A 14,945-nucleotide genomic window follows, 5' to 3' on the forward strand; every position below is an offset into this window, starting at 1 on the left:
ACCGGCGTCAACAAGCTGTCACGACAGTGCCATCGCACTGTCGTGTTCGGTCGCCAGCATGTCTATTTGTTACAGGCTGTTACAAAAGCGGCCGTGAACAAATGATTCGAGCTGGAGACGGGACATGAAGGGAACCAAAACGCTTTTGGCGCTTGCCGTCAGCGCGTCGGCACTGATCCTAACCGGTTGCAACGACGATGACGACCGAGATGAATACACGCTGCAGTTGCTGCACTTCGCGGATGTGGATGGTGCCCCCGGCGCCATCGACGAGGTGGATCGATTCTCCGCGCTGGTCAACGCCTTCCGCGCCGACCGGGACAACACCCTGCTGGTGAGTTCCGGTGACAACGTCATCCCCGGCCCGCGCTACTTCGCCGCCAGCGACGACGCCCTGGTCGAAGCGCTGGGTGTGCCGGCCAACGGCCGCGCCGACATCGCCTTCATGAACGCCATGGGGGTGTCGGTGTCCGCCATCGGCAACCATGACCTGGACGGCGGCACCGGGGAATTTGCCGCCATGCTCAGCGCCGAAACCGACGGCGACAACAGCTACCCGGGCGCCGCCTTCCCATTCGTGTCCGCCAACCTCGACGTCACCACCGACGACGCCCTGGCGCCCCTGGCCACCGACGCCGGGCAGGACAACGCCGCCATGGCCGGTCGTATCGCCGCTTCCACCGTCGTGACCGTCGGCGGTGAGCGCATCGGGGTGGTTGGCGCCACCACGCCGGCCCTGGCGTCGATCACCAGCACCGGCGGTATCACCATCACGCCGGACGTCGTGGCTGAGGAAGCCCAGCTCTATGACGACATCGCCGCGGTGGTGCAGCCGGCGGTGGACGAACTGACCGACGCCGGCATCAACAAGGTGGTGCTGGTGGCCCACATGCAGCAGATCGCCTACGAGAAAGCCCTGGCGCAGCGCCTGAACGGCGTGGACGTGATCGTGGCGGGCGGCTCCAACACCCTGCTGGCGGACGCCGACGACGTGCTGCGCGACGGCGACACCGCCGCCGACACCTACCCGCTGTCGTTCGAATCCCCCGACGGCGAGCCGGTGCTGGTGGTGAACGTGGACGGCGACTACAAGTACCTGGGGCGCCTGGTCCTGACCTTCAACGCGGACGGCGTCATCGACACCGACCGGCTCGACCCGGCGGTGAACGGCGCCTGGGCTTCCACGGAGAGCACGGTCGACCAGTTGATGGGCGAGGTGAACCCGCGCGTGGCGGAAGTCTCCCAGGCCATCCGCGAGGTGCTGGCGGCGCGCGACGGCAACATCGTCGGCCAGACTTCGGTCTACCTCGACGGCCGCCGCGGTCAGGTGCGCACCGAGGAAACCAACCTGGGGAACCTGAGCGCCCAGGCCAACCTGTGGTACGCCCAGTCCTTCGATCCGGACACGGTGATTTCCCTGAAGAACGGCGGCGGCATCCGTTCCGCCATCGGCCAGATCGTGCAGCCGGCCGGCTCCAACGACCCGGACGACGCCGAGTTCCTGCCGCCGGCGGCGAACGACAGCGTGGGCAAGGAAGAGGGCGATATCTCCCAGTTCGACATTGAAGGCTCGCTGCGCTTCAACAACAGCCTGGCCCTGCTGACCGTGACCGGTGCCGAGCTTCACGACCTGATGGAGCACGCGGTTGCCGCCACCGCGGACGGCGCCACACCCGGTCAGTTCCCGCAGATCGCCGGTATGCGCTTCAGCTTCGATCCGGCCCGGACCGCCCGCACCGCAGGCGATACCAACACCGGCGCCGCGACCACCGGCCGCCGTATCCAGTCGCTGGTGGTGGAAACCGGTAGTGGGGACGTGACCGTGGTTGAGAACGGCAGTCTGGTGGCCGCGCAGGCGTCGACCGGGTTCCGGATGGTGACCCTGGGCTTCCTGGCGTCCTGCGTGCAGACGGGCACCGAAGCCGGGGCGGACAGCTGCGGCGACGGCTATCCGTTCAAGAACCTGACCAACGACCTGCGAGAGGAACTGCCGGACACCGACGGCACCGACGACCCGGGCCTGACTGATTTCGCCGGCTACGGCAGCGAGCAGGACGCCCTGTCGGAATACCTCAGGGCCACCTTCGATCCGACCGGCAGCGTGTTCTTCAGCGAGGCGGAGACGGAAGCGGCCAACGACGAGCGTATCCAGAATCTGTCGGTCCGTGCCGATTCTGTGATCGTTCCCTGAGTCGCCGCCCGATTTCCCGCCTGAGTCAGCGTCAGCCGGCGGCCGCCGAGTCGCCGGCTATCCCCCGGGCGGGACAGCTCAAGGCCGTGAAATCCGTCCGCAGCTGGCGGATTTCGCGTGTCAGGTGGGTCCGTTGCGCGGGCGTGGACTGGTTGACCAGATCGGTCACCAGCCCGGCCAGCGCCTGGCGGCTGTCGGCGCGCATGGCCTGGTAGGCTTCGCCGCGGGCCGCACCGTCACGGCTCAGCAGCTGCCGGACCTGGCTGGGGAAGTGCGGCTCGTGGCGCTGCTCCAGACTCTCCATCAGGGCTGCCTGCCAGCGGCCGCGGCCCTCCAGCCAGATTTCCGTTATCGGCCCTCGCCCCTGATTCCAGTTCACCAGGGTGGCGCGCTGTTCACCGGTGAGCGGTCCCAGCCAGCGCTCGGCCCGTTCATTCATGCGCGCCAGCCGCCGGCCGGCTGGATCGTCGCCCAGCAGCTCCTCGCGCTTGTCCGCCTGGTTGCGGGCCATGGCCTGTCCCAGTGCGATCACCTGTTCGTCGCTGAGGGACGACAGCAGACGCGTGGCGCCGGGCTCGATCCGCGCCAACAGCCGGTCCAGGGCATTGAAGAAGCGGTTCTGCAGGTGCGCCACCTCGGTTTCCCGGATGGGGGGCTGGAGCGCGAGGCTTTCCAGGTCGGCTAACCAGGCGTCGTAGCGGGGCAGTTCGTGGCGGCAGTGCCATTGCCGGAAGGCGCGGACGTCCGCCTGCAGACGGGCGTCCTGGCGGTTGTCCAGGGGGATGTAGTCGTCCACCCACCAGGCCGCGAACCAGTCCATCTGCTGATAGGCGAATCGGGTGGTGCTGCAGCCGCCCAGCAGCAGGGCCAGCGCCAGCAGCACGGCGACGCGCCTAACGGTCGCGGGTTGGCGCTGAGCAGAGGCTGCAGTCATAGCGTCGCTGATAACGGCGGTGGGCCCAGGTGGTGTAGAAGCGGTCGGCCAGTCGGCGCAGGCCCGGCCAGCGCAGCGGACGCAGCAGCGCTCCGAACGGGGTGTGGGACCAGGCCCGGACGGTGGCGTCGAGCCCTACCAGCCAGTGCCCGTCGTCCGTGCGCAGATGCAGCCGGCGCAACAGGCTCTCACGGTCCGGGTGCTGCGGGTCCGGGACAAGCGTGTGGATGTCGGCCAGGTTCAGGCCGCCGGTCTGCCAGCGGCCCAGGAGGTCGATTTCGTGACGGCACAGCGGGCAGCGGCCGTCGTAGTAGAGTGTGTCAGCCATGGTCGCGGAATCCAGAGAGGCTTCTTCCAGTGTACGTCATTTTTAACGTACGCCGCGTGACGATGGCTGGATGAGCGGTTCAGGTCGCCACTTGCAAGAGCACTTTGCCCTGGTTCTCGTTGGCCTGGAGATAGGCCATGGCCGCTTCGGCATCGGCGATGGGGAAAACCCGGTCGATCACCGGCCGGATCTGGCCGCTGGCCAGCAGTGGCCAGACCGTCTCGTACAGGGCATCCATCACCTCGCCTTTGAGCGCGACCGGCTGCGAACGCAGGGTGGAGCCGATCAGGCGCTGGCGTTTCATCAGCATCACGCCCAGATCCACCTCGCCCTGGCGCCCGCCCATCAGGCCGATCAGCACGATGCGGCCGTTCAGGTTGAGCACCTTCTGGTCATCGCCGATGTAGGCTCCGCCAACCGGATCCAGCACCATATCGACGCCGCCCCAGTCGCGCACCGCGTCGACGAACGGACCGTTGTGGCGGTTCCAGCCCGCCTCGGCGCCCAATTCCTTGCAGGCCTCGATCTTGGTGTCGCTGCCGGCGGTCACGAACACCGGATTGTCCAGTTCCCGGGCCAGTTGGATCACCGCGGTGCCGACGCCGCTGGCGCCGGCGTGCAGCAGGATCCGCTCGCCCGGTTTGAGGGCCGCTTCCATGTACAGGTTGAGCCAGGCGGTGGCGAACACCTCCGGCAGGCCGGCGGCATCGCGCAGGGAGACGCCGTCGGGCAGCGGCAGCACCTGCACCGCTGGCACACGGACACGCTCGGCGTAACCGCCTCCGGTCAGCAGGGCGCACACCGGATCTCCGGGTTGCAGGTGGGTGACGTCTTCGCCCACCGCGCGCACGTGGCCGCTGACCTCCAGACCCAGAATCGTCGAGGCTCCGGGCGGCGGCGGATAGGCGCCCGCCCGCTGCATCAGGTCGGCCCGGTTCATGCCAGCGTAGGCCACGTCGAGGGTGACCTCGTCCGCCGCCGGTTCGCCCGGCGCGTCGTGGTCACGCCACAGGAGGCGTTCCCCGTCAATCGCGATGGCTTTCATGGGCTTACCCCTTGATGGCCTGGACCACCGCCTTGGCCGCGGCTTCCGAGGACGCCGGGTTCTGGCCGGTGATCAGTTTGCCGTCGATTTCCACGTGGCTGCCCCAGTCGTCGGTGCGGCCAAAGTCCGCGCCGTTTTCCTTGAGCATGTCTTCCACCAGGAACGGCACCACGTCGGTCAGCTGCACGCCGGCTTCCTCGGAGTTGGTAAAGCCGGTCACACGGCGGCCCTTGACGATGGATTCGCCGTCGGCGCCCTTGACGTGGCGGAACACGCCCGGGGCGTGGCATACGGCGCCGATCACCTTGTCACTGCCGGCCGCGGTTTCCAGCAGGTTGATGGAGACCGGATCTTCCGACAGGTCCCACAGCGGGCCGTGGCCGCCGGGGTAGAAGATGGCGTCGTAGTCGGCGCTGGACACGGCATCGAGCTTCAGGGTGTTGGCCAGCGCTTTGCGCGCCTCGGTGTCCTGCTTGAAACGACGGGTGGCATCGGTCTGGGCGTCTTCGGCGTCGCTGTTGGGATCCACCGGAGGCTGACCGCCGGCGGGGGAGGCCAGGGTCACGTCGATGCCGGCATCGACAAACGCGTAGTAGGGTGATGCGAACTCTTCCAGCCAGAAGCCCGTCTTGTGGCCGGTATCGCCCATCTGGTCGTGAGAGGTCAGAACCATCAGTACTTTCATGTTGCTCCTCCTGAGTCCGGTTAGTGAGAGCTGAATGGAATGGCCTTACCGTAACGATTATTAGACCGGTCGTCTACTTAATGGGTCCAGTGCAGCGCGTTTGACCTGTCGTGGAAACCCGCAACCCGTCTGCGTTGCGGTTCAGAGCCGCAGGTTGCCGTCGAGCCAGTCCGCCAGGTCACCGGCCCGCTCCGGCGCGAGATCCGGGTTGGCCGCGTACCAGACGATCTCCATGACTTTCATGATCGTCGAGGCCTGCGTCAGTTCCTTTACGGGGAAACCGGTCAGGCGGCTCAGTGACGTTATCTGTCTCGCGTCCAGGGCAAAGCCGTTGATGGCGCCGCCGATGTCCAGCCTTGGGTCGCCCAGGCCGGCGAACTCCCAGTCCAGCAGCGTCCAGCCGCCGGGCCCGATCACCAGGTTACCCGGATGCCAGTCATTGTGGCAGAGAACCCGGCGGTCTGTGGCGGGCAGGTCGGCCAGGAGCGGTTCGATGCGGGCCCGGGTGCGGCTTTCCGGCATGCCGCAGCGGCTGATCAGGCGGCGCAACTGGTCGGGAATGTCCAACGCGGGCCAGTCACCGGGGCACGTGTGGACGCTGTTGAGCGCGTGGGCGAGCCAGTGCAGGCGGGCCCCGGAGCCGCCGGCGGGCGGGCTGCCCTGGACCCAGTCGGTGAGCAGGCAGTGGCGGTCCCGGTAGCGCACCCGTGGGGCCCAGGGCTGGTCGGCGATGCCGTCGAGAATGGCGCCTTCGCGCGCCGGGTCGATGCCCAGGGCATCCGGCGCCGGGTTGTTGAGGCGCAGGGCCAGACTTTGCGGGCCGCTGTCGACGCGATAGACGTGGTTGCACAGGCCGGCCGGCAAATGTCGGACCCGGGCGCCGGCCAACGCCGCCTGCCAATCAGCGGGCAGCGCCTCTAGCGGGCGTTCCTGTGGGGCGTTCATGTTCGGGGGAGAAAGGGCGTGTGCATGGGCGCGGTTATCGCACAGGGATCAGGAGCGATCAAATCCCCACAGCTGGCCGAAATCCATGGAGGGCAGGTCATCGGGCACTTCCACCTGCTGGATCTGGTACTCCGGGCGGGTGCAGTCGCGTTTGAAGGCGCCCACGTAACGGTTGCCGGTGGGATTGACGATGGCCTGGGCCACGGCGCCCTGCAGGCCGGTGGGGCGATGGGTAACGACCGCCACCTCGTTGTTGGCCAGCCGCACCAGGGCGCCGGGCGGATACGGGGTGAGCGCCCGCAGCAGGGCCTGGTGCAGGGAACGGTCCTGTAGCCGGTGGCTGGCCTCGGCCAGGGCCTGGCGCGCTTCGGTGATGTTGTAGCGGTTGCGGTAGGCGCGCCGGGTGATCATCGCCGTGTAGCGTTCGGCCAGGGCGACGATGCGGGCTTCCGGCAGGATGTCCGGGCCCGACAGGCCGGCCGGGTAGCCGGAGCCGTCCGGTTGCTCGTGGTGCTGGGCGACGATGGTGAGCAACAGCCGGTTGTCGATCCCGGCGCGTTCCAGGGCCGCCACGGCCAGCTCCGGATGCTTGTGGATGATGGCCCGCTGGGATTCGCTGAGCCGGTGGCGTGACTGGTTGAGCTTGTCGGAAAACGGCAGCAGGGCCAGGTTGGCGGTGAGCGCCGCGCCGATCAGAACACGCAGGCGTTTGTCCTCCATGCCCAACTGGTCGCCGACGAAGTAGCAGATGATGGCGTAGAACAGCGTTTGCTCGTAGGCGGTGGGCTCGACCGAATACAGGTGGACCAGCGCCAGGCAGGGATCGGGCGCTTCCCGGCAACAGCGTATCACCAGGTTGGCCAGCCCCAGCACCCGTTGGCGGGCGTCCGGCGCGGGCCTGTCGATGGCACGCAGCGCCAGTTCCAGGGTGTGCAGCAACTGCGGGTAGTCGCTGAACGGGTTGCGTGGGCGCTCATCGATGTCGTTGGCGGCCGGCTCCGGGGCAGGGGCGTCGCTGCGTCTGGGATAGAACAGCCCGCGTTCGAACAGCTGCTCGAGCTGGACATCGGTCTGGATGACGTAGCCCTGAGTGAGCAGCACATTGCCCTCGGCGTCGTAAACCGTCCACGGCAGCGGTTTGCCGATGACCAGGGCGCCGGGAGCAATTCGAACCAGGTTTGACACAGCGGGTAGGCCCTTCAACTGAGCGAACGGATACTATTAATAGTGTTTTTTCTAATCTATCGCATCTGTTGATAGTTTGTAATTGAAAAAGCCGGTCCCGCCCAGACCCTCTGACAATGTTTTGCGTTTCCCGTCAGGCCTCTCCGGCATGGCTGATCCGCGTTTCCGGAGCGCCCCGGGCCAGTTTCTCGCGGATGGCGTCGGGCACCGGCGTCTTGCCGCCGGCGCTGGGGGCGATCATGACGTAGGTAATGTCGGCGGTCGCTACCGGCCGCTGTTCGCCCAGCTCGACAAACGCCAGGTGCAGGGTGAACGACGTAGTGCCGATCCGGCCCGGCTCGATCCGCGCGCACAACACGTCGTCATAGCGCGCCGGTGACTGCCAGCTCTGGTTCAGGTTGACCACCTGGAAGTCCAGATCCTGCTCCAGCAGGTGCCGGTAGTCCCCGAACAGGGTGCGGATGTACTCGTTGACGGCGATGTCCACGTAGTCGCCGTAGCGGGCGTTGAACACCACACCCTGGGCGTCGCATTCGCCGTAACGGACGCGGAAGCGGAACTCGAAGGGGGCTGGCATGGGCACTCCTCAGTGGGTGTTACGGGTAAAGCGGGATTGCATCGCTTTTTTTAACATTTAACGGGAAAAGCCTACCTTTTTGCCAGGAAGTGGCTAGGCTATGGACAGTTTTACCGGTCTACTGTCCGCTCGGCCAAGGCCTGGGACGAGTCGGCCCGTTCCGGATGATCCACAACCAATAATAATTCGTGCGTCGTGCCCGCAGCTCGCGCCGGCATACTGGCCTGCCCTATGTTCTATCGATTGAGACACGATTTTCAGCTGTCGATCATTACCCTGCTGGGCGCCTGCGCGGTGTTCGGGATCACGCCGTTCGCCATCTTCCGTTTCGCCACCGGCAACCTGGTGGCGGCGATCGTCGATCTGCTGATCCTGGCGTCCATCTGCGTCACCGTGACTTATGCCTGGCGCACCGGCGACAACCGCCGCAGCGGCTTTTTCCTGGCGTTGTGCACCTGCGCCGGCGGTACTGCGGTGGCGACGGTGGTGGGTGGGGTTGGCCTGTTCTGGCTGTACCCGGCGATGGTCACCAACTTCTTCCTGACCCTGCCGATCATCGCTGTGGCGATCAACGGGCTGGCGGTGGCCGGCCTGATGCTGCACGGCCAGGCCTTCGAATCCAGCGAGCAGATGCTGTCGTTCGCCACGACCTGCGTCGTGGTCAGCGCCTGCGCCTATATTTTCGCCCGCCGCAACCAGCACCAGCGCGAGCGCCTGGAGCGGCTGGCCACCCACGATCCGCTCACCGGGGCGAAGAACCGGCGCGCGATGGAAGAGGACATGCAGGCGGCGGTGGCCGGCTTCGAACGCAACGATATGCCCCATGTGCTGATCCTGTTCGACCTGGATCATTTCAAGCGCATCAACGACCAGTTCGGCCATCGCCAGGGAGACGCCACACTGATGGAATGCGCCAATCTGATCCAGCGGTATATCCGGCGCACGGACACCATGTACCGGTTCGGCGGGGAGGAGTTCGTGTTGATCATGCCGGGCGTGCAGGAGACCGGTACCCGGGCGGTGGCGGAAAACCTGCGCCACAAGCTGGCCACGGAGCTGCGTTGCCCGGGCGGGCGGGTGACCGCGTCGTTCGGTGTCGCCTCGCTTTATGCCGGCGATGACGTGGACAGCTGGATGGCGCGCGCCGACTCGGCTCTTTACGAAGCCAAGGCCAGCGGACGCAACTGCGTGGTTATCCGGGAGCGAGTGCCGGTGACGGCGCCTGAAAACGGAACAGTCGCGTCCCCAGCATCACCCCGGCCGACATAAGGCCGATGGTCAGCCCCACCCAGAAACCGGCGGCGCCCATGGGCTCGACGATCAGGTCGGTGAAGGTGAGTGCCCAGCCCAGCGGCAGCCCCACGCCCCAGAACGAGAACAGCATGATGAACAGGGTCACGCGGGTGTCCTTGTAGCCGCGCAGGGCGCTGGCGCAGGTCACCTGGGTGACGTCGGCGATCTGGAACAGCGCGGCGAAGATCAGCAGGTGCGCGGTCACCGCCTGGACATCCGTCTCATGGGTGTAGAGCCGGGCAATCAGCGTGTTGCCGAAGCCCAGCAGGGCGGCGAAGACCAGCGCGATGGCCAGGGACAGCAGCAGGGTGCTGCGCCCCAGCAGGCGGGCGGTGTCGGGCTGCCGCGCGCCCACCAGGAAGCTGATGCGCAGGGTCAGCGCCATGCCCAGGCTCATGGGCACCATGAACACCAGCGACACCACGTTCAGTGCGATCTGGTGCCCGGCCACCACCACCGGCCCCAGCGGCGCCAGGAACAGGGCGATCACCGAGAACATGCTGGCCTCGATGAAGATGGTCAGGCCGATGGGCACGCCCAGACGCAGGATCTCGTTGACGATGTGCCAGTCCGGTCTGGCCCGCTCGCGCCAGAGGTGGAACGAACGGTAGGCGCGGCTGAGGTTGAGGTAGATCAGCAGGCCCAGCGCGGCGATCCAGCTCGACAGGGCCGTGGCCCAGCCGCAGCCCACGCCGCCCATGGCCGGCAGACCCAGCTTGCCGTAGATGAAGATGTAGTTCAGTGGCAGGTTGACCGCCGCGGCGATGATCGAGAACACCATGATCACCTTGGTGTGCCCCAGACCGTCGGTCAGCCCGCGCAGGGCGGTCATCAGCAGGATCGCCGGCACGCCCCAGCAGAAGGCGTCCAGGTAGCCCTGGGTGATCAGGGCGGTGTGCAGGTCCAGGTCCAGCACGTCGAGCACCGGCCAGACGTTGATCAGCAGCCCCACCATGACCAGCGTGGCCGCGAGGCCGATGTAGATGCCCTGCCAGGTGACCGGCATGATGCGGTGCAGCTCGCCGGCGCCGCGATGGCCGGAGATGATCGGCTGCAGCGCGCCGAGCAAGCCCATGAACATCAGGAACAGCGGAATCCACAGGCTGCTGCCAATGCCCACCGCGGCCAGATCCTCGGCGCTGGCGTGGCCGGCCATCACCGTGTCGATCACGCCATTGGCCACCTGCGCCAGCTGCGCGACCAGGATGGGGCCGCCCAGTTTGGCCAGGGTCCGCCATTCGGACAGCGTGCGGGCGAGCCGCCCTTGCTGGGCGACCGGTATGGGCTGATGGGTTTCGTCCACGGGATGATCCGGTTGATAGTGCCTGGTTGAGAATGCCCCGGTTGAGAGCGATCGGATCGACAGCGATCCGGTTAAAGGTTGTTCAGACAGCCGGCAAGCCTACCATGAAGCTACGCCGGCGAGCGGTTGTCCCGCATTGTGGAATCTACGGATCGCAAACGATCTGTTAGTCTCGGATCTCCGCCCCCGCAAACGCGCCAGAAGGAACTGGGCCATCGACCGTTTTGCCGCTTTTCGCAGCCACGATCACCTCATGATCCTGCCCGACGGGCGCCGTCTGATGTACGCCGACCTGGGCGATCCCGACGGCGTCCCGATCCTGTTCGCCCACGGCATGCCGGGTTGCCGCATGGAAGGCTGGTTCTTCCATCGCCAGGCCCGGCGGCACGGCTTCCGCCTGGTGGTGCCGGATCGTCCCGGTATTGGCGGCTCGTCGGCGCAGCCCGGACGGGTGCTGCTCGATTACCCAAGGGACGCGGCCGCGCTGGCCGATGCCCTGGGCATCGACCGCTTCGTGGCCATGGGCTGGTCCAGCGGTGGCTCGCGCACCCTGGCCTGCGCCCACGCCCTGGCGGACCGGGTCTCGCTGGCGGTGTGTCTGTCCGGCTATACCCACTTTGCCGAGTACCCGCGCCGTGGGCCGCTGCTGGAAACCACCCGCTGGCCCGGCCCGGCGCTGGCGTCATGGAGCCCGCGGCTGTTGCGGCTGGTGGTGCGCGCGCTGGTGTGGCTGTCCCGCCGTCATCCAGGCCTGTACCTGCGCGAAGCGCGCCAGTTGACCAGCGGCCAGGATCGCGAGCTGCTGGCCCGGCACGGGCCCACCCAACGCTTCCAGGCGGATCAGATCCTGTGCCTGGGCAGCGGCGCCCGGGCCATTGCCGACGACCTGATGACCGAACTGGTGGACTGGGGCTTCCGGCTCGGCGAGGTCGCCATACCGGTGTGGCTGTACCAGGGCGGGCAGGATCCGTTCGTTCCCGCCGATTACGCCCGGCACCTGGCGTCCCGTTTGCCGCGGGCGGACCTGGAGCTGATGCCCGGGGCCGGGCATCTGTACCCGCTGTCGGAAACGTTTCAGGCGCAGTTGTTCGGGCGCCTGCGGCAATGGCTGTCGTGATCGCTATTCATCGCCGCTATTCATGAACTCATGAGCGTTATCGGGTTGATGCAATGGATTTGCGTGGATCGATAGCGACCTGCTATTAGCGTGTTATACGATCTATTTTTGCGCTTCTGCCCTCGGCCAAGGATAATTGCGCTCCTATCGAGGTGCTAGCTGGCGAGGTGCTGGCTGGCGAGGTGATGGCGGGACGATCCCGGTCAACGATCGTCGCCGGCCGAGTAATCCAATGCCGCTATCCAGCGTAAATGCGTCATTGTGTGTATCCATCAGGGCAGAGGCTTTCCCATGTCGCAGCAATTGCAGACTTCGTCCCTCCGCGAGGCGGACTCCGTCGCGGTATCACGGCTCAGTGAAGAGGCGCTCGCGGTGCGCAGCGCGCTGGTGGAACGGGGCCTGGAAACGCCCATGGTGGACAATCACCTGACCCGCGACCAGAAGGTCGAGCGGATCCGTGAGCTGATGCGCCAGATGACCCAGACCCTGGGGCTGGACCTGAACGACGACAGCTTGGCGGAAACCCCCGACCGCATCGCCCGGATGTACGTGGACGAGATTTTTGCCGGCCTGGATTACAGCCAGTTTCCCAAGATCACCCAGATCGAGAACAAGATGGGCGTTGAGGAAATGGTCAAGGTGCGCGACATCAGCGTCACCAGCACTTGCGAGCACCATTTCGTCACCATCGACGGGCTGGCCCGGGTGGCCTACCTGCCCAGGGACAAGGTGATCGGCCTGTCCAAGATCAACCGCATCGTGCGGTTCTTCGCCAAGCGCCCGCAGGTGCAGGAACGCCTGACCAACCAGATCATGGTCGCCCTGCAGACCCTGCTTGATGTGGAAGACGTGGCCGTGCACATGGACGCTACCCACTACTGCGTCAAATCCCGCGGCGTACAGGACACTCATTCCCAGACCGAAACCATGGCCCTGGGCGGACGCTTCAAGACCGATCCCCAGTACCGGCGCGAGTTCCTCGGCTGAGCCGGATCAACGCCGGTGCGCGGCAGGCGCCCGGTAAATCCCGTATACTGCGCCGCCTGAATCCGCGATCCCGAACGATGGAGTGAGTTGTGGCGCTGCTGGTCTTCGTAACCGTCCTCTGGGCGTTTTCTTTCAGCCTGATCGGTGAGTTCCTCGCCGGCCACGTGGACAGCGACTTTGCGGTGCTGAGCCGGGTGGTCCTGGCCGGGCTGGCGTTCCTGCCGTTTACCCGCTGGCGCGGCGTGCGCTGGGAGCTTAAGGCCGGCGTCACCGTGGTCGGCGCCCTGCAGTTCGGCATCACCTACCTGTGCCTGTACCGGTCCTTCGCCTACCTGAGCGTGCCGGAAGTGCTGCTGTTCACCATCTTCACGCCGCTCTACGTCACCCTGTTCGACGATGCCCTCAATCGCCGCTTCTCGCCCATGGCCCTGGTGGCCGCGGCGATCGCCACCCTGGGGGCGGGCATCATCCGCTACGACGGTCTAAGTGAGGACTTCCTGACCGGCTTCCTGCTGCTGCAGGTGGCCAACGCCACGTTTGCCGCGGGGCAGGTGGGCTACAAACACCTGATCCAGCGTTTCCCCACCGAGGTTCCGCTGTTCCGCTTCTTCGGTTACTTCTACGCCGGCGCCCTGGTGTTCGCGCTGCCGTCATTCCTGATCTTCGGCAACGCCGACAAGCTGCCGCACACCGCATTGCAGTGGGGCATCCTGGCCTGGCTGGGGCTGGCCGCGTCGGGCATCGGCCTGTTCCTGTGGAACCGCGGCGGCTGCCTGGTGGACGCCGGCACCCTGGCGATCATGAACAACGCCCTGGTGCCCGCCGGCCTGCTGGTCAACCTGCTGATCTGGAACCGCGACGCCGACCTGGGCCGCCTGCTCGCCGGGGGCGCGGTGATGATGCTGTCGCTGTGGGTGAACGCCCGGTTCTCGCGCGGGCGGCTGGCACTGAGGAACGCTGTCTAGCGGTCTCACTTGAGCCTGATCGAAGCGGATGTCCCGAAGGAGGCATAGGGACGTGCCGGTCGCTATTACGCCCAGGAATGGCCGTTAATAGCAGCGAAGGCAAGGGTGGAGCACCCGCTTCCCACCCCAAGGCCTGAATGCCTGTAATGCCGTCTCCTGCCGCAAAGCCCCTTGCCCGTGATGGTTTTGTGAACTTTCCTTTATAGACTCTTTAGCGGGCCGTGATGGGCCCGTGAGCGGGTGTTGTCAGGCTGCGTCCTGTCCCCTGCGGCATTTGGCCGTGGGTCCATGACAGGAGAACGCATAATGAAAACACTGACCCCGATCGTATTCGCCGCCGTCACCGTCCTGCTTTCCGGCACCGCAGTCGTCCACGCTGATGAGATGATGGACGGCGAGGACCACATGACGTCGGACATGCAGCACGAGACCATGGCGGACGACGGCATGGCCAAGGAGTCCATGCACGACGACATGAAAAAGGATGCCATGCACGACGACGGCATGATGAAAGACGATGGGATGCAGGACGAGATGCATCACGACGACATGAAGGACGCCGGCATGAAAGGCGACGACATGAAGCAGGATGCCATGCAGTAATCCCCGGCAGCCGCCATCGGCCCTGGCCGGTGGTGGCCGCCCGCGCAGCCCCCGAGGCCGCGTAACCGGCAACTGAGACAACCATGACCCGAACCGTACTGATCATCGAAGACAACCCGGGCATCGGCCAGCTGGTCAAGATGCACGTGGAAGACATCGGCTGCGAGGCGATCCTGGTGCCGCGCGGCGATGATGGCCTCAAGCGCTACCAGGAAGGCGGCATCGACCTGGTGGTGCTGGACCTCATGCTGCCCGGCCTCGACGGCCTGTCCATCTGCCGCGAGATTCGCGCCGGGACGGGCTATGTGCCGGTACTGATGCTCACCGCCAAGTCCACCGAGCTGGACCGGGTGCTGGGCCTGGAAATCGGCGCTGACGACTACCTCACCAAACCCTTCAGCGTGGCCGAACTGGCCGCCCGCATCAAAGCCCTGTTCCGCCGTGTGGATGCCATGAGCGCTCCGGCCGACGACGCCAGCCCGGGCGATCGCATCGACGTTGAGGGCCTGACCATCGACCCCGAGCGCCGCCGGGTCACCGTTGCCGGCAATGAGGTGGAGCTGACCGCGCGGGAGTTCGATCTGCTCTACCACTTCGCCCGTCAGCCGGGGCGGGTTTTCAGCCGCAGCCAGCTGCTGGATTCCGTGTGGGGCTACAATCACGAAGGTTACGAGCACACCGTCAACACCCACATCAATCGCCTGCGCGGCAAGATCGAGCGCGACCCGTCCGACCCGTACTACATCCAGACGGTGTGGGGCGTTGGCTATCGCTTCCGGGACTGAAC

15 protein-coding genes are annotated in these 14,945 nt (G+C 66.1%); 7 read left to right on the plus strand and 8 right to left on the minus strand.

All coding sequences use genetic code 11. The features are described 5' to 3' along the window. Positions 1-124 precede the first annotated feature (124 nt). Complete coding sequence (locus tag DKK67_RS00210) at positions 125-2,191, plus strand: bifunctional metallophosphatase/5'-nucleotidase (RefSeq protein WP_111493246.1); 2,067 nt, start codon at positions 125-127, stop codon at positions 2,189-2,191. Positions 2,192-2,222: 31 nt separating this feature from the next. On the opposite strand, the gene DKK67_RS00215 is transcribed toward DKK67_RS00210, so the two are convergent. From DKK67_RS00215 to DKK67_RS00245, 7 genes are all read right to left on the minus strand, one after another. Then, positions 2,223-3,074, minus strand: a complete 852-nt coding sequence (locus tag DKK67_RS00215; protein WP_111493248.1) for a DUF6279 family lipoprotein — start codon at positions 3,072-3,074, stop codon at positions 2,223-2,225. Between the two features lie 10 nt (positions 3,075-3,084). Then, positions 3,085-3,453, minus strand: a complete 369-nt coding sequence (locus DKK67_RS00220) for a thiol-disulfide oxidoreductase DCC family protein (protein WP_111493250.1) — start codon at positions 3,451-3,453, stop codon at positions 3,085-3,087. Between the two features lie 79 nt (positions 3,454-3,532). Further along, positions 3,533-4,498: an NAD(P)H-quinone oxidoreductase gene (locus DKK67_RS00225; protein ID WP_111493251.1), complete on the minus strand. Its 966-nt coding sequence runs from the start codon at positions 4,496-4,498 to the stop codon at positions 3,533-3,535. 4 nt (positions 4,499-4,502) lie between these two features. Further along, the gene (locus tag DKK67_RS00230; RefSeq protein ID WP_111493252.1) at positions 4,503-5,183 is read right to left on the minus strand and encodes a type 1 glutamine amidotransferase domain-containing protein; all 681 of its coding nucleotides are present in this window, start codon (positions 5,181-5,183) and stop codon (positions 4,503-4,505) included. 141 nt (positions 5,184-5,324) lie between these two features. Further along, positions 5,325-6,128 carry a phosphotransferase gene (locus DKK67_RS00235; protein WP_111493253.1) on the minus strand — a complete coding sequence of 268 codons (804 nt, stop codon included), beginning with the start codon at positions 6,126-6,128 and terminating at the stop codon, positions 5,325-5,327. Between the two features lie 48 nt (positions 6,129-6,176). Then, positions 6,177-7,313: an HD-GYP domain-containing protein gene (locus tag DKK67_RS00240; RefSeq protein WP_111493254.1), complete on the minus strand. Its 1,137-nt coding sequence runs from the start codon at positions 7,311-7,313 to the stop codon at positions 6,177-6,179. A gap of 133 nt (positions 7,314-7,446) precedes the next feature. Further along, positions 7,447-7,890 (minus strand): acyl-CoA thioesterase, encoded by a 444-nt coding sequence (locus DKK67_RS00245; RefSeq protein WP_111493255.1) that lies wholly within the window; start codon positions 7,888-7,890, stop codon positions 7,447-7,449. A gap of 243 nt (positions 7,891-8,133) precedes the next feature. Here DKK67_RS00245 and DKK67_RS00250 point away from each other — a divergent pair, with 243 nt between their 5' ends. Next, the gene (locus tag DKK67_RS00250; protein WP_322873896.1) at positions 8,134-9,159 is read left to right on the plus strand and encodes a GGDEF domain-containing protein; all 1,026 of its coding nucleotides are present in this window, start codon (positions 8,134-8,136) and stop codon (positions 9,157-9,159) included. Here the strand turns inward: DKK67_RS00250 and DKK67_RS00255 are convergent. Further along, complete coding sequence (locus tag DKK67_RS00255; RefSeq protein WP_111493257.1) at positions 9,083-10,486, minus strand: MATE family efflux transporter; 1,404 nt, start codon at positions 10,484-10,486, stop codon at positions 9,083-9,085. The two genes, DKK67_RS00250 and DKK67_RS00255, sit on opposite strands and share 77 nt — an antisense overlap. Positions 10,487-10,739: 253 nt before the next feature. Between DKK67_RS00255 and DKK67_RS00260 the strand changes: the two genes are divergently transcribed. The 5 genes from DKK67_RS00260 (at position 10,740) to DKK67_RS00280 (ending at position 14,943) form a co-directional block, all read left to right on the plus strand. Then, a complete protein-coding gene (locus tag DKK67_RS00260; protein ID WP_111493258.1) occupies positions 10,740-11,603 on the plus strand; it encodes an alpha/beta fold hydrolase in 864 nt (287 codons plus the stop codon). A 291-nt stretch (positions 11,604-11,894) separates the two neighbouring features. Beyond that, positions 11,895-12,590, plus strand: coding sequence for a GTP cyclohydrolase I FolE (folE, locus tag DKK67_RS00265; RefSeq protein WP_111493259.1), 696 nt, complete (start codon positions 11,895-11,897; stop codon positions 12,588-12,590). Positions 12,591-12,679: 89 nt separating this feature from the next. Beyond that, on the plus strand, positions 12,680-13,555 hold the full coding sequence (locus tag DKK67_RS00270; protein ID WP_111493260.1) for a carboxylate/amino acid/amine transporter: 876 nt from the start codon (positions 12,680-12,682) through the stop codon (positions 13,553-13,555). Between the two features lie 306 nt (positions 13,556-13,861). Then, positions 13,862-14,158: a pentapeptide MXKDX repeat protein gene (locus tag DKK67_RS00275; RefSeq protein ID WP_111493261.1), complete on the plus strand. Its 297-nt coding sequence runs from the start codon at positions 13,862-13,864 to the stop codon at positions 14,156-14,158. An 83-nt stretch (positions 14,159-14,241) separates the two neighbouring features. Beyond that, the gene (locus DKK67_RS00280) at positions 14,242-14,943 is read left to right on the plus strand and encodes a response regulator transcription factor (RefSeq protein ID WP_111493262.1); all 702 of its coding nucleotides are present in this window, start codon (positions 14,242-14,244) and stop codon (positions 14,941-14,943) included. The last annotated feature ends 2 nt before the right edge of the window (positions 14,944-14,945 follow it).

Source organism: Marinobacter bohaiensis, from assembly GCF_003258515.1.
GTDB lineage: Bacteria > Pseudomonadota > Gammaproteobacteria > Pseudomonadales > Oleiphilaceae > Marinobacter_A > Marinobacter_A bohaiensis.